The sequence below is a fragment of the Aliterella atlantica CENA595 genome, from assembly GCF_000952155.1.
Lineage (GTDB): Bacteria > Cyanobacteriota > Cyanobacteriia > Cyanobacteriales > Chroococcidiopsidaceae > Aliterella > Aliterella atlantica.
In genome coordinates this window covers 109,643-123,212 of the sequence record NZ_JYON01000003.1, presented here as the reverse complement: position 1 = coordinate 123,212, position 13,570 = coordinate 109,643, and the positions used below count along the sequence as shown (strand labels likewise).

At 42.9% G+C, this 13,570-nt stretch carries 13 protein-coding genes and 1 tRNA gene; 8 read left to right on the top strand and 6 right to left on the bottom strand.

Features of this window, described 5'->3' with window-relative positions; genetic code table 11:
• The first annotated feature begins 37 nt into the window (after positions 1 to 37).
• The gene (locus UH38_RS04490) at positions 38 to 1,267 is read left to right on the top strand and encodes an MFS transporter (protein WP_045053432.1); all 1,230 of its coding nucleotides are present in this window, start codon (positions 38 to 40) and stop codon (positions 1,265 to 1,267) included.
• Positions 1,268 to 1,344: 77 nt separating this feature from the next.
• On the opposite strand, the gene UH38_RS04485 is transcribed toward UH38_RS04490, so the two are convergent.
• Positions 1,345 to 1,418 (bottom strand) — tRNA-Arg (locus UH38_RS04485).
• 35 nt (positions 1,419 to 1,453) lie between these two features.
• Here UH38_RS04485 and moaC point away from each other — a divergent pair.
• The 3 genes from moaC (at position 1,454) to UH38_RS04470 (ending at position 2,691) form a co-directional block, all read left to right on the top strand.
• Positions 1,454 to 1,951, top strand: a complete 498-nt coding sequence (gene moaC, locus UH38_RS04480) for a cyclic pyranopterin monophosphate synthase MoaC (RefSeq protein WP_045053431.1) — start codon at positions 1,454 to 1,456, stop codon at positions 1,949 to 1,951.
• 82 nt (positions 1,952 to 2,033) lie between these two features.
• Positions 2,034 to 2,294, top strand: a complete 261-nt coding sequence (locus UH38_RS04475) for a 2TM domain-containing protein (protein ID WP_045053430.1) — start codon at positions 2,034 to 2,036, stop codon at positions 2,292 to 2,294.
• A 91-nt stretch (positions 2,295 to 2,385) separates the two neighbouring features.
• Positions 2,386 to 2,691 carry a DUF3181 family protein gene (locus UH38_RS04470; protein WP_045053429.1) on the top strand — a complete coding sequence of 102 codons (306 nt, stop codon included), beginning with the start codon at positions 2,386 to 2,388 and terminating at the stop codon, positions 2,689 to 2,691.
• 5 nt (positions 2,692 to 2,696) lie between these two features.
• Here UH38_RS04470 and murJ read toward each other — a convergent pair whose 3' ends face one another.
• The 3 genes from murJ to priA form a co-directional block, all read right to left on the bottom strand.
• Positions 2,697 to 4,307 carry a murein biosynthesis integral membrane protein MurJ gene (murJ, locus tag UH38_RS04465; protein WP_045053428.1) on the bottom strand — a complete coding sequence of 537 codons (1,611 nt, stop codon included), beginning with the start codon at positions 4,305 to 4,307 and terminating at the stop codon, positions 2,697 to 2,699.
• 102 nt (positions 4,308 to 4,409) lie between these two features.
• On the bottom strand, positions 4,410 to 4,655 hold the full coding sequence (locus UH38_RS04460; RefSeq protein WP_045053427.1) for a hypothetical protein: 246 nt from the start codon (positions 4,653 to 4,655) through the stop codon (positions 4,410 to 4,412).
• Positions 4,656 to 4,698: 43 nt separating this feature from the next.
• Positions 4,699 to 7,215 carry a primosomal protein N' gene (gene priA, locus UH38_RS04455; protein WP_045053426.1) on the bottom strand — a complete coding sequence of 839 codons (2,517 nt, stop codon included), beginning with the start codon at positions 7,213 to 7,215 and terminating at the stop codon, positions 4,699 to 4,701.
• Positions 7,216 to 7,960: 745 nt separating this feature from the next.
• On the opposite strand from priA, the gene UH38_RS04450 reads away from it, so the two are divergent.
• From UH38_RS04450 to UH38_RS04440, 3 genes are all read left to right on the top strand, one after another.
• The gene (locus tag UH38_RS04450) at positions 7,961 to 9,112 is read left to right on the top strand and encodes an RpoD/SigA family RNA polymerase sigma factor (protein WP_045053576.1); all 1,152 of its coding nucleotides are present in this window, start codon (positions 7,961 to 7,963) and stop codon (positions 9,110 to 9,112) included.
• A gap of 63 nt (positions 9,113 to 9,175) precedes the next feature.
• Positions 9,176 to 9,658: a GNAT family N-acetyltransferase gene (locus tag UH38_RS04445; protein WP_045053425.1), complete on the top strand. Its 483-nt coding sequence runs from the start codon at positions 9,176 to 9,178 to the stop codon at positions 9,656 to 9,658.
• Positions 9,659 to 9,857: 199 nt separating this feature from the next.
• Positions 9,858 to 10,064: a hypothetical protein gene (locus UH38_RS04440; RefSeq protein ID WP_045053424.1), complete on the top strand. Its 207-nt coding sequence runs from the start codon at positions 9,858 to 9,860 to the stop codon at positions 10,062 to 10,064.
• Between the two features lie 81 nt (positions 10,065 to 10,145).
• Here the strand turns inward: UH38_RS04440 and UH38_RS04435 are convergent, their stop codons facing one another.
• Complete coding sequence (locus UH38_RS04435; protein ID WP_045053423.1) at positions 10,146 to 10,577, bottom strand: pentapeptide repeat-containing protein; 432 nt, start codon at positions 10,575 to 10,577, stop codon at positions 10,146 to 10,148.
• A 325-nt stretch (positions 10,578 to 10,902) separates the two neighbouring features.
• A complete protein-coding gene (locus UH38_RS04430; RefSeq protein ID WP_045053422.1) occupies positions 10,903 to 11,967 on the bottom strand; it encodes a potassium channel family protein in 1,065 nt (354 codons plus the stop codon).
• Positions 11,968 to 12,149: 182 nt separating this feature from the next.
• Here UH38_RS04430 and UH38_RS04425 point away from each other — a divergent pair, with 182 nt between their 5' ends.
• On the top strand, positions 12,150 to 13,427 hold the full coding sequence (locus UH38_RS04425) for an aspartate aminotransferase family protein (RefSeq protein ID WP_045053421.1): 1,278 nt from the start codon (positions 12,150 to 12,152) through the stop codon (positions 13,425 to 13,427).
• Positions 13,428 to 13,570 lie beyond the last annotated feature (143 nt).

Sequence of the window (13,570 nt, the reverse complement as noted above, 5' to 3'; positions counted from 1 at the left end):
AACAATAGGATAATTAGTGTTCTAAATAAATTTAACTTTGAACGTTTTTTTGGCGCTCGATTCTAAGCTGCGGCGGAATTTAGCTATTTTGTTCGCTGCTGGGCTATTATTTTGGTCTAGTTTGACTGCTTTATTACCTACTTTGCCTTTATATGTTGCAGATTTAGGGGCATCGGAGCAGCAAATTGGTTTTGTGATGGGCTGTTTTGCGATTGGTTTGTTGCTGTTTCGTCCGGCATTGGGGAGACTCGCGGACGAACATAGTCGTAAGATTGTTTTGTTGATTGGGATGGCAGCAGTTGCGATCGCTCCTTTGGGCTATTTGGTGGTAAAGTCAATTCCGCTATTGATGGTAATTAGAGCGTTTCACGGTATCAGTATTGCTGCTTTCACTACTGGCTACTCTGCTTTAATTGCTGATATTGCTCCTCCCCAAAATCGCGGTGAAGTTATTGGCTATATGAGTCTTGTTAATCCGGTAGGGCTAGCTATTGGTCCTGCTTTGGGTGGATTTTTGCAAGCTGGTGCTGGTTACACGCCTTTATTTTTGCTGTCTTCAGGTTTGGGAATTTTGGGGCTAATTTGTACGGCGCAAGTTATCAATCCCAAAATAACTACTGATTTGCGCGGTAAAACTCAGAGTAATATATTTTGGTCGTTGCTTTTTAGTCCCCGCGTCCGCATTCCGGCTTTGGTGCTGTTGATGGTGGGTTTGGCGTTTGGGACTCTAAGTACGTTTGTGCCGCTATTTATTAAGTCTGCTGGCGTAGATTTGAATGCAGGTTTATTCTATACAGCAGCAGCGATCGCTAGTTTTAGCATCCGATTAATTGCCGGACGTGCTAGCGATCGCTATGGGCGCGGATTGTTTGTCACTATTAGCTTGATTTTCTATACGGTATCGATGCTGTTATTGTGGCAGGCAAATAGTCCTAGCAGTTTCCTAATTGCCGCTGTAATAGAAGGGGCGGGGGCTGGTACGCTGATTCCGATGATTGCAGCGATGATGGCAGATAGAGCAATGCCTTCAGAACGGGGGAAAATATTTGGCGTGTGTATGGTAGGGTTTGATGTGGGAATTGCGATCGCAGGTCCGGTGCTTGGGTCAGTCGCGCAATATGTGGGATATCGCCATATTTTCGGCTTTGCTAGCGTCTTGACGTTCCTAGCAATTATTATTTTTCTCACCCAATCTAGTAAAGATTTGCCCCATTCCCTACGGTTCGCATTAGGTAAGGGTCGTGACGTGTATGCCACAAAAATGTAATATCAAAACGTCAACCCATGTAGAGACGTTGCAGTGCAACGTCTCTACATATACCGCGATGTTAAATTTACAAAATACGGGCGAGGAGGGATTCGAACCCCCGACACCGTGGTCCGTAGCCACGTGCTCTAGTCCACTGAGCTACACGCCCTCGCAGAATTACTATCCTAACACAATGGAAAAATAATGCAAGAGTTTCCGCAAAAGTCTGCTAAGTTGACTCATCTAGATCCCCAAGGACAAGCCCAGATGGTAGATGTGTCGGGCAAAACGGCAACTGTTCGCCATGCTGTAGCGGCTGCTAGAGTGAGAATGCAACTAAAAACCTTCCAAGCAATCCAAGCGGGAAACTTGCCCAAAGGCGATGTGTTAGGTACAGCCAGACTAGCGGGAATTATGGCAGCAAAACAAACATCAACATTAATTCCTCTGTGCCATCCCTTGCCAATAGCTAAAGTAGAAGTACAAATTAACCCAGATCCTCAATTACCTGGCTACCAAATTCAAGCAGAAGTCAAAACAAAAGCCGAAACAGGTGTAGAAATGGAAGCCTTAACAGCCGCTTCGGTTGCAGCACTCACCTTGTACGACATGGCAAAAGCTTTAGAAAAGTCAATCTCTATCGAATCTATCCACCTAGTAAGTAAAACAGGCGGCAAATCAGGCGACTACCAAGCTGATTAATTGTAGTGCGATCGCCTCTAAAATTAAATTAGTTATTAGTCTTAATAACTCAACACTCAACACTCAACACTCAAAACTATTCATGCCTCCTCGTTGGCCCCGCAAACCAGACCGTAAAGACCCTGCTTACCGTAAGCTAGACGATAGAATGAATTTTGCTACTCATGTAGCAGTTTTTGCTGCCTGCAATTCTGGCTTATGGTTCTTCCATAATTTCAAATCTGCTAGCTGGGAATGGTTGCCCTGGCTAACCCTCGGCTGGCTAGGAGTGTTACTGTCGCATTTACTTTATATAGCAGCGATCGCTGATTACTCCGAGCAAACACCACCCAAATCCACCTAAAGATAGACGGCTAAAAGCAAATAAAATTATGTATCTAAGTAATATTAGAAAGTAGGACTAATATTTACTTAGATACCCAAAATCAAGCGCTATGGCTAATAGAACTACAGAAGTATTAGAAGCAATGGCTTCAGAAATTGGCGAAAACGTCTACATGGACATTGCCAAATGGCATTTGTATTTATCTGATGCTCATCTACATACGCTGCTTGCCGAGCAACTTTATCCGATATTAACAGCTAAATCTTTAGATGAAGATCGAGTTTTGCACATTTTGCAATCTATCCCGATTAAGATTGGCGCTGGTAAGAAAGAAGTACCTTTGCTTGAGTTTCTCCCGATGCAGTGTCAAGTCAATTTGATGGATATTCTCGAAAAATACCAGCGCGAAGTGTAAGCTGATTATCTGCTAAAACGCTGGCGTATCCTAGATAAGAAAATATCAATTTCTGGCAAGTTCATTCGCATGGCGATCGCCGCAAAAATACCCAAACCTACTATTCCAGCTAGGGTAAGTTGCAGCAATTGTCCGAGCAATCCATTTCCCTGCCAAAATTGTTGTATGCCCCAAAGAGTCAGCCAACTGGCGATTCCGGCTAAAAAACTGCTACCAGTTAACGCCGCAAGTGGTAGAAACCACTCTTGCCAAGGCAATCCATGCAGCTTGCGATCTAGCAACCAAAATAGCAGCAGCATGGAAATTAAGTTTACTACGACAGTTGATAGCACTAGCCCTGGTGCGCCTAAGATTTTGAAAAATAGATAGGCAAAGATCATATTAAAAAAAATACTAACGGCGCTGACTCGAAAAGGCGTATCACCATCGCCCAAAGCGTAGAATACTCGCACCAATACATCGCGTCCTAGATAAACAAACATCCCAATGCCGTAAACTACCAGCAACGAGGCGACTAATTGCGAAGCATTGCGATCGAAGGCTCCGCGTTCGTAAACTATGCGGACAATTGGTACTGCTAAAGCGATCGTCAGCGCTCCTAGAGGTAGCATGGTAATTCCAGTTAGCAGCAAGCCTTGACGAATTCTAGCTTTTAGTTCATCCCAGTCAGCCGGATCTGCTAGTCGAGAAAAGATAGGTAAAAGCGGTACTAATATGACGTTAGAAAGAATGCCTAAAGGAGTTTGTACTAACAAACCCGCATACTGTAGGGCGGCGGCGGCTTGGGGAATGTAAGAAGCCAAAATTAAAATCACATATAGATTAATATGGGTCATGCCTGAAGAAAAGGTTGCAGGTCCCATAATTTTCATAACTTCACTCACTCCAGGCTGATTGAAGTTAAACCGCAGGCGTAAAGTACCCATACCAGAACGCCATTGCGCCGGAACTTGGACTAACCACTGCAAAATTGCTCCAGCCAAAGTTCCCCAGGCTAGAACTACTCCACCTAAAAGCGCGTATTGGGGGCTAGTAACTTTTTCTCCTAACTGCAAAGCTAGAACGCCTAAGCCAATAATGACGGTAATGCTAGAAAATAAAGGACTAACTGAGGGTAGCCAGTATTGATTAGCAGCATTGAGCGTACCGAAACCAATGCCAATTAGCCCTGCTAAAAGTGCCATAGGAGCCATAATTTGCATTTGGCGAATGGCGATCGCTCGTACTTCTGTGCCATGAGTAGTAGTATCTAAGCCAGGCGCTACTAAATCGATAATTCCTGGAGCCAAAAATATTAAGGCGATCGTTACTAATAGCAGCAACCCACCGACAAAAGTTGTTACAGTTTCAACCAAAGGCGCAGCTTCAGACTTTGGGCGCTTGGCTAAGACGCTGACAATAGCACTGTGAAATGGTCCATTTATCCCACCGAGAAGAACCAGTAGAAACCCAGGGATAACATAGGCGTAGTTAAAAGCATCCGCAGCTACGCCTACACCAAATACAGCAGCGATCGCTTGGGTGCGTACTAAGCCAAAAACTTTACTAATTAAAGTTGCTGCGCCAACAATGCCAGCAATTCCAGCTAATGAACGAGAAGATTTTGATTTGGACACAAATATTATTACTTGGTAATTGGCTCAAGGGCTGCATAACATTTAACCTCGAAACCAGCACAAACAGCTAATTGGATAGGCTTTAAGACGAGCCAATTACCTTTACCCCAATAATTGCAGCAATTTTTCTATTGTTTCATAACCCCATCTAAGTGTCAGCAATCCACAGACAAAAGAGAGCGCCAAACAAAAGGCAATTCCTCTAATTAAAGGTATTGGCTCCCCAAAAAAATAAGTATAGCCGCCCCATTGGCTGGCAGAAATTAGCAACCCGACAACTGCTCCAGCACTAAAGCGTTTGAGCGACTTGCCAGCAATTTCTATTTTTGATTTAGGCGCTTGTGTCATAATCAACTCTCGATTTAAACATCTCGCTGACAATCGCCCCCAACTACATCATATTCAACGGATCTACATCAATAGTCAGGCTAACTACTGGAGGACAATGCGATCGCACTTCATCCCAGTTAGGCAAATTAGCTGCATCGCCGAGCTTGATTAAAATTTGCCAGCGATAGCGGTTAGCAACTCGTACAATACTTGCTGGTGCAGGACCTAGTATTTCATAGGTTGCCTCTGGCGATCGCAATATAGAAGCTATATTTAGCGCTACTTGCTCTACTTGCTCTGCATCGGTGCTACTAAGGCGCAACAATATCAGCCGCCCGTAGGGAGGATAATTTAACGCCGCCCGTTGTTCTAATTCTGCGGCTGTAAAAGGTTCGTACTCGTGTCTGGCTACAGCTTGAATGACTGGATGTTCTGGCGTGTAAGTCTGAATGATAACGCGCCCTGAATCTTCGCCTCTTCCGGCTCTACCTGCTACTTGGGTTAAAGTTTGAAATGCTCTTTCGCTAGCTCTGTAATCTGCTAAATGCAGCAACCCATCAGCAGCAATAACTCCTACTAACGTTACTTGAGGCAAATCTAAACCTTTAGTTAGCATTTGCGTTCCTACCAACAAATCAGCTTCTTTGTTGGCAAATCGAGTTAATAACTCCCGATGAGCCCCTTTGGTACGGGTTGTATCGCTATCAAACCGAATTATGCGTAACTGGGGAAATTGTTGCGCCAATTCTTGGGCGACTTTTTGAGTACCGCTACCAAAGAATTTTAAATAAGGCGAACCGCAATCGGGACAACTGCGAGGATGCGATCGCACGTAGTTACAGTAATGACACTGCAACATTTGACTAGCACCAATTTCGGCATGGTGATAAGCCAAGGAGACATCGCAGTTAGGACATTCAACGACATAGCCACAACTGCGACAAGAAACAAATGTACTATGTCCGCGCCGATGGATAAATAAAATTCCCTGTTGCTGCGTTGCTTGAATTTCTTGCAGTGCTGTTTGCAACGAGCGACTAAATATAGAGCGATTACCTAGATGCAACTCATGGCGCATATCTATCACTTCTACAGGCGGTAAAGGACGCGCACCAATGCGTTCGGGTAACGAAAGATAGTACCGATCCCCCCTACCCCCCTTGTCTCCTTGTCTCCTTGTCTCCTTGTCTTTCAAACCTACCCAACTTTCCAACGAGGGCGTAGCCGAACCTAAAACTAGGGGACAATTTTCTAATTCTGCTCTCCATTGAGCAACATTACGGGCGTGATAGGTGGGAATTGGTGAATCTTGTTTAAAACTGCTGTCGTGTTCTTCATCCAAAATTATGATGCCGAGTTTTGGTAGCGGTGAATACACAGCAGACCTAGTGCCAATTACTACTTGGGGTTCTCCTGTTAGCATTTGCCGCCAAGTGTCGTAACGTTCGCCATCGGATAAGGCGCTGTGATAAACGCATACTTTATCGCCAAAACGAGCGCGGAAGCGGTCTGTAAGCTGCGGTGTTAGTCCAATTTCGGGAACTAATACTAATGCCGATTGTCCTCGTGCTAATAAAGGTGCGATCGCTTGTAAATATACTTCTGTTTTTCCCGATCCTGTTACTCCATGCAACAATACTTGGGCTGCACCATTTAAGCTTGTAATAGCTGCTAAGGCTTGTGTTTGGGCTGGTGTTAATGTTTTGGGTGCATCGGCGGCTAATTGCGGGCTATTTTCGGCTCTGAGCATTTCCCGCTCTTGGATGACAACATAGCCTTTTTGTTCTAATGCTTTGACTGTAGAAGAATTAGCGTTGCTTACCTGCAATAACTCGCTCAACCACATATCGCCCCCTCGCCGCCGCAATATTTCTAAAATTTCCCTTTGACGGGGGGTAACATCAGTCTCAAACCCACTTCCTACCAAGGTAACGGCTTTTTGGAGCTTGGGTTTAGTCGCTTTGGGTGCTTCTAAATAGCTTTCTACCCAACCACGTCTTAATAGCTCTTTTACACCCCGATTTGCTCCTCTAACTTGGCGCTGCAAGTAGGTAATGCTGTAGTCACCAGTGCTTTGAGCTTGTAATAGCTGCAATACTTGTCTTGCTGTGGTGCTTAATACATCAGCACTTAATGTAATTTCTGGTTTTAAACGAATACGGCGTTGCGATTTGCCTAATAATCCTGGTGGTAATGCAACTTTAATTACCTGCATCAACGGCGTGTAGTAGTATTCGGCTACTTTTTGCAGCAATTCCCAGTAAATTGAAGAGAAAAAACCTGCACTGATAATATCTTCTACTTCGCGGATTTTATCGGTTGCTAGATTGGCTGGCGGGCGCTCTAATAACCGAATTGCGATCGCTCCCACTTGCTGCGTACCAAATGGCACGCTGAGAATATCGCCTGGTTGTATCGATAACATCTCTTTGGGCAGTTTGTACGTATATATGCCCGTAGCGCCTGGGCAGTCTACCAATACTTCTATCCAACGCTTGCTCTGGCTCGCCTCGAACTGATAAGCTGCGCCAGGCTCGGCTACTATTAAATTTGACCAATCTAACCCAGGAATATACATAGTCCGCTTTAGCTAAAAATCAAATCTTTATACGATCTGCATAAGTTACATTTTATACCTGCTCTTGCGGCTGATTTTCAGTGGATATCAATCTATATACAGGTACTTTTGTTTGTATCAATTTAACTTGTTAACGATCGCTCGTGCAGAAATTCACTTGCTCGTGTCATCTGTTATTTCCAAAAATTACTATTTTCTCCCCATTGGTAGAGAGCAAAGCCTTTGTATATATGAGATCCTGTTCTCAAGACTAATTAATAAATTAATAATTTTTGAGTATAAACATTTAGGTGTGTATAGGAGATAGTTTTATCTGTTTGCGATCGCGCGTTCAAAAATGAGTTTTTATCTAGTCTTTCAATTATTTTCTTATAATAACTTCAAGAGGATTTTAAAAAATACATAAGTATTTAACCATCTTAATGTTGTTTCAGGAAGATAGTTGAATTTACAGTTAGATTGTCTAGAATTATTTATTATAAGCTTTTTTCAGGTTGTACAAGTTGGGAGTAAGGATAAAATCCAATTTTTTGTTTAGATAATAAGACTAAGTAGCAAGTATAAGACATCCAATTGAGCAAGCCAATAAAAATAATTAGTACATAGCCAATTGACAACAGATAAATTTGCAGGTGACGCAGTTTACTAGACTAAATAAAATTAATTAGCAGTTAGTAGTGTTATGTACGAAAAAAGTCAAATGGAGCGTCAGTTTGAATTATCCCCATCAGAACCAAATATAAGTATGAATATTACTGAATTAGAGCCAATTGATAACTTGCTACCACCACAAGAAATAAATGATTCTGCAGTTGAAGAACTAGAAGAACCATCCTTCGAGCATTTAGCAGCAGTCGAAGAAATATCAGATATAGAAAATTTAGATGTAGAAGATAGAGATGGAGATAATTTAGCAGCGGCTAGACCATCAGGTTATCGTAAAACTGAGTCAGATGACGCAGTAGGTGCATTTTTCAAAGAAATGGCGCGTTATCCGTTGCTAAAGGCTGATGAAGAGGTAGAATTAGCACGTCGAGTCCGTTTCCTCGTTGAAGTAGACGAAGTTAAGCAACGCTTGCAAAACGAACTAAATCGCAGTTCAACACCAGTAGAAATAGCTGCTGCTCTCGATATATCAGAACGCCAGTTAGAACATCGCTTGTATCAAGGAAGAGTAGCAAAGCGAAAAATGATTCGTTCTAACTTACGCTTGGTAGTTTCTATTGCTAAAAGATATTTAAATAGAGGAGTACAGTTTCTAGATTTGATTCAAGAAGGCGCAATGGGATTGAACAGAGCAACAGAAAAGTTCGACCCAGATAAAGGTTATAAATTTTCTACATACGCATACTGGTGGATTAGACAAGCAATTACGCGAGCGATCGCTAATGATGCTAGAACTATAAGATTACCGATTCATATTGTTGAAAAGCTCAACAAGCTCAAAAAAGCACAAAGAGAACTCAAGCAAAAATTGCATCGTAACGCTACAGAGACAGAACTAGCCGCAGCTTTAGAAATTGCTCCAGAACAACTGCGCCAACTGCAACAATTGCGCCGTAAATCTTTATCCCTCAACCATCGCGTCGGTAAAGAAGAAGATACAGAACTGGTAGATTTGCTGGAAGATGAAGACGGACAATCTCCAGAACAGCAAATGAACGAAACTATGATGCGTCAAGAAATTTGGGATGTATTGGGTGATGTGCTAACTCCCAGAGAAAAAGACGTAATTTCTCTGCGTTATGGTTTGACGACAAGCGAGCCTTGTACTTTGGAAGAAGTCGGCTGCTTATTCAATCTCTCCCGCGAAAGAGTGCGACAAATTCAAAGTAAAGCTATGCGAAAATTACGCAGACCGCAAATTGCCAAACGCTTAAAAGGTTGGCTGATTTAGAAGTTTGGAGTCAACAAGCACTATTTACGCCTTAGAATCTAAAAGCTGCCGTAAATAGTGTCTATGTCTTTCGCTCTTAAATTACGTCCAGTTGAGCCTGCTGACGTACAAGTTTTATTTAAATTGATTCAAGCGCTAGCTGAGTATGAAAAGCTATCTCATGCAGTTACAGGTAATGCTGATGCACTACACGAGCATTTATTTGGTTCTCATCCTTGTGTAGAAGCAATATTAGCTGAGTGCGACGGGGAAGTTGTTGGCTTTGCACTATTTTTCCCTAACTATTCTACCTTTTTGACTCAGCCAGGCATATATCTAGAAGACTTGTTTGTTTTGCCTGAATATCGGCGTAAAGGTATTGGCAAAGCAATTTTGACTTACTTAGCCAACCTGGCTGTCGAACGCGGTTGCGGACGCTTGGAGTGGAGCGTATTAGATTGGAACGCAGATGCGATCGCATTTTACGAGCAAATAGGCGCTATGGTATTACCAGACTGGCGAATTTGCCGAATTACTGGCGATGCAATCGAGCAAATGACTAAATAATTCGTAATTCGTAATTACAGACTTCAATTACGAATTGCCGCTTTGCTGCTTGATGAAGGGTAAAGGGAGATAAGTGTGAAAAAACATCAATATCTCTGACCTTAACCTCAAAAAACGCCATAAAATCCTAAACTTAGTCTAAGAAGTCTTTTTTATCCTTTGTCTGGATGCAATGCATTGCGTCCCTTCTAACTTTATGATGACTATTTGGGTAAACGAACAAATCGATCCTTCAGGCATGATTCATGCTTGTATTGCTTGTTGTAACGAATCGCAGGCTGAGGCTTGTCACGAGTCATTCGAGCAAAATCTAACTGATGCTCAAAAGTTAGCAGGTTGGATTGCTCAAATGCGGACTGTTACAAATTGGGACGAAGTACCAGTCAATGCTCTAAAGCTAGATTGACTAAAATAATTCGTAATTCGTAATTCGTAATTCGTAATTACAAAGTTCACTTACGAATCACCGCTTTGCGGCTTGACTCATCTAATCGTGAAATCCACCATTAGGCATTCTTGCGCCGCAAAAACAAGCATCGGTTAGCTGCGTTTTATGTAAATACAATCCTTGTAAATCTGCGCCGCTCAGGTTAGCTCTACTTAAATTTGCTCCTACTAACCAGGTAGCTACTTTAGATTGACTCAAATAAGCTCCCCGTAAATCGGCTTCCACCATGCTAGTATCGCGCAAGTACGAACCACTCAAATCTGCGCCGCGCATATTAGCACAGTTGAGATTAGCTTTACTTAAGTCTGTCGCCCGTAAGTCGGTAGAAATTAAGTTTGTTTCGCTCAAATTAGCTGAATGTAACTTAATCCCTTGCAAATTTTTCCAACTCAAATCAGCTTTACTTAAGTCAATACCGCTAAAATCTCTTTCTCCTGCGGCGTAACGTTTGAGAAGTTCGCTAGCTTCCATGATATTTCCTTTCTAGTTGGGGGGCTTTGGTATCCTAGGTTACTATTTCGCTTCATAAAAAGCGATCGCATTTATCTAATGATTTGCATTAATATCTTTTTGTTCCCCTGTCAATTATCTTCCCAGGTTAAAACTGAAATTAGCGATACTGCTCTATCTTAAGAAGTAAACAAACAATGACTTTGTATAGATAATAACAATACATCTTAAGGTAGAGCGCAATTTTGAAAAAAAGCCATAGATCGACGATCCCCTATCATTTATTGTCCTTTTCGATATGTTTCATCGTTAGCACAAAAATAAAAACCTCTTTTTTCCTTCGATCTTAATTATGCTTAGGCGGACGTGGCATCCGGTAGCGAATTGGTCCTAATATTTGGTTAACTTGCCTTAATTGTTCCGCCGTACCCATACAAATCAACAAATCTCCAGCCATTAACTTAGTTTCTGCCGTAGGACCGCCAATTAAAGTCCCATCCACGCGGCGAATAGCTAGCACCAAAGCCCCAGTTTGCGATCGCAACTTTGCTTCCCGCAATGTTTGCCCAACACAAGGACAAACTGCTGGATCGAGGCGATACTCTTCCATATACAATTCTCTGCCTGCACCTGTCAATATCCCGTCTACAAAATCCATTACCTGGGGTCTGAGAGCAGCAGCAGCCATCCTTTTGCCGCCCGTAATGTATGGAGAGACAACAGCATCGGCTCCAGCCCGCTGAAGCTTCTGCAAAGCTTCTTGAGTGCTAGCACGAGCGATCGCCCGAATTTGCGGATTTAACGTCTTAGCTGACAAAACTGTATACAGATTTTCGGCATCAGAAGGCAACGCCGCCACCAAACACACCGCCCGTTCGATGCCTACTTTCAGCAAAGTTTCATCTAAAGTAGCATCTCCCTGGATCGCCACAAGTCCTGACTCTTGAGCAATCTGGACAGAATTGATATCCAAGTCAACAGTTAAAAACGGCACGCCCTCAGCCTTAAACTCTAAAGCAATTTGCTGTCCGGTGCGCCCGCAGCCGCAAATAATATAATGCCCTGTTAGTGATTCCATCACTCGCCTAAGTTGCCTGCGTCTTATTCCTTCTTGAAAGTAACCTTGAATGAGAGCTTCTGTAAAACGATTAACAATGTAGCCAATACTAATCACTCCCATTAAAATCAGGGTGATGGTAAACAAACGCCCTCGGTTGCCCAAAGGATTGATTTCGCCAAAGCCTACAGTAGCAAGAGTAATCACCGTCATGTAAGCCGCGTCTTCCCAAGTCCAACCCTCAACCAACCAGTACCACAAAGTACCGATGAGAAAGACACCTACTAAAGCTATAGCACCACCAATTAACTCTTTACGGATGCGACGATATCTTTGTTCAAATGTAGAGTACACAGGCGTTAGTTATGACGGACACTCGTTTGAGAATAGCCTTACTTCAGCTAAAAGTAAGTGCCAGTTGAATCGAATCGGACAGAAATTGCTTCTAGTTGCCATTAAACTTTCAGATACAAGTTTTCTTTAGTTGCCATTAAACTTGCTAGATAAACATAAATAATCTTTATAAGGAGTAAGTAGTGAGTATAGAAACTTTAGTAGATGCCTCTATACCTGCGGAATCCGGCGCTGTCTTAGGCGAGGCTTACGATCCTAATAGCTTTGATGATTGCGTCATGACAACCTACGGGCGCTTTCCCTTGGCTTTGGAAAAAGGTGCGCTTTGTCGTGTTTGGGATACTCAAGGGCGAGAATATCTAGATTTTGTAGCTGGAATTGCTACTTGTACTCTAGGACACGCTCACCCCGCCTTGGTAGAGGCGGTAACGCAGCAAATTCAAACGCTGCACCATGTTTCTAATTTGTACTACATTCCCGTCCAAGGGCAGCTAGCCAAATGGCTAATTGACCATTCCTGTGCGGAAAGAGTATTTTTCTGCAATTCTGGTGCAGAAGCAAATGAAGGTGCAATTAAGCTTGCTCGCAAGTACGCTCATACTGTTCAACAAATTGACGAACCGATTATTCTTACAGCTAATGCTAGCTTTCACGGTCGGACTTTAGCGACAATTACGGCGACAGGACAACCGAAGTACCAAAAAGATTTTAGTCCTTTAGTGCCTGGTTTTCATTACGTCCCCTACAACGATGTTAAAGCTGTAGAAACAGCAATTACCGAATTAGATTCAGGCGATCGCGGCGTGGCTGCTATTTTGCTAGAACCCTTGCAGGGAGAAGGCGGCGTGCGTCCTGGCGATCTTGCTTACTTCCAACGCATCCGCGATATTTGCGATGAAACGGGCATTTTATTGATGCTAGACGAAGTGCAAGTAGGTGTAGGTAGAACGGGCAAATTGTGGGGATACGAAAACTTAGGCATCGAACCGGATATTTTTACCAGTGCTAAAGGTTTGGGCGGTGGGATTCCGATTGGTGCTGTAATGTGCAAGTCTTTTTGCAATGTGTTTAAGCCTGGAGATCATGCTAGTACCTTTGGCGGCAATCCTTTTGCTTGTGCGGCGGCTTTGAGCGTGCTAGAAACTATAGAAAAGAACAATTTACTCCAAAATGCTTATCAGCGCGGCGAACAGCTAAGAAATGGCTTAAATGCGATCGCCGCTAAATATCCGCAGGTAGTTACCGAAGTGCGCGGCTGGGGTTTAATCGATGGGATGGAACTTTCACAAGATATAGCTTTGACATCTATCGACGTTGTTAAAGCAGCCATTGATGAAGGTTTGTTACTCGTGCCAGCAGGTCCTAAAGTTATCCGCTTTGTACCGCCGTTGATTGTTTCTGAAGCTGAAGTAAGCCAAGCATTGCAAGCGCTAGAAAGGGCTATGGCAAAGGTAATTTAATTGCAGGGCAGTTTTTAGCTAGTTAAGATAACTTTTTCGGCTTCTGTGGCAGCATAGAAGCCTTTTTTGCGTGTTTGGTTGAGAAGGCAAGATCTTATCGTTAAAAAATGTCAAAAATTCATATAAATCCAAATATTTGCAAA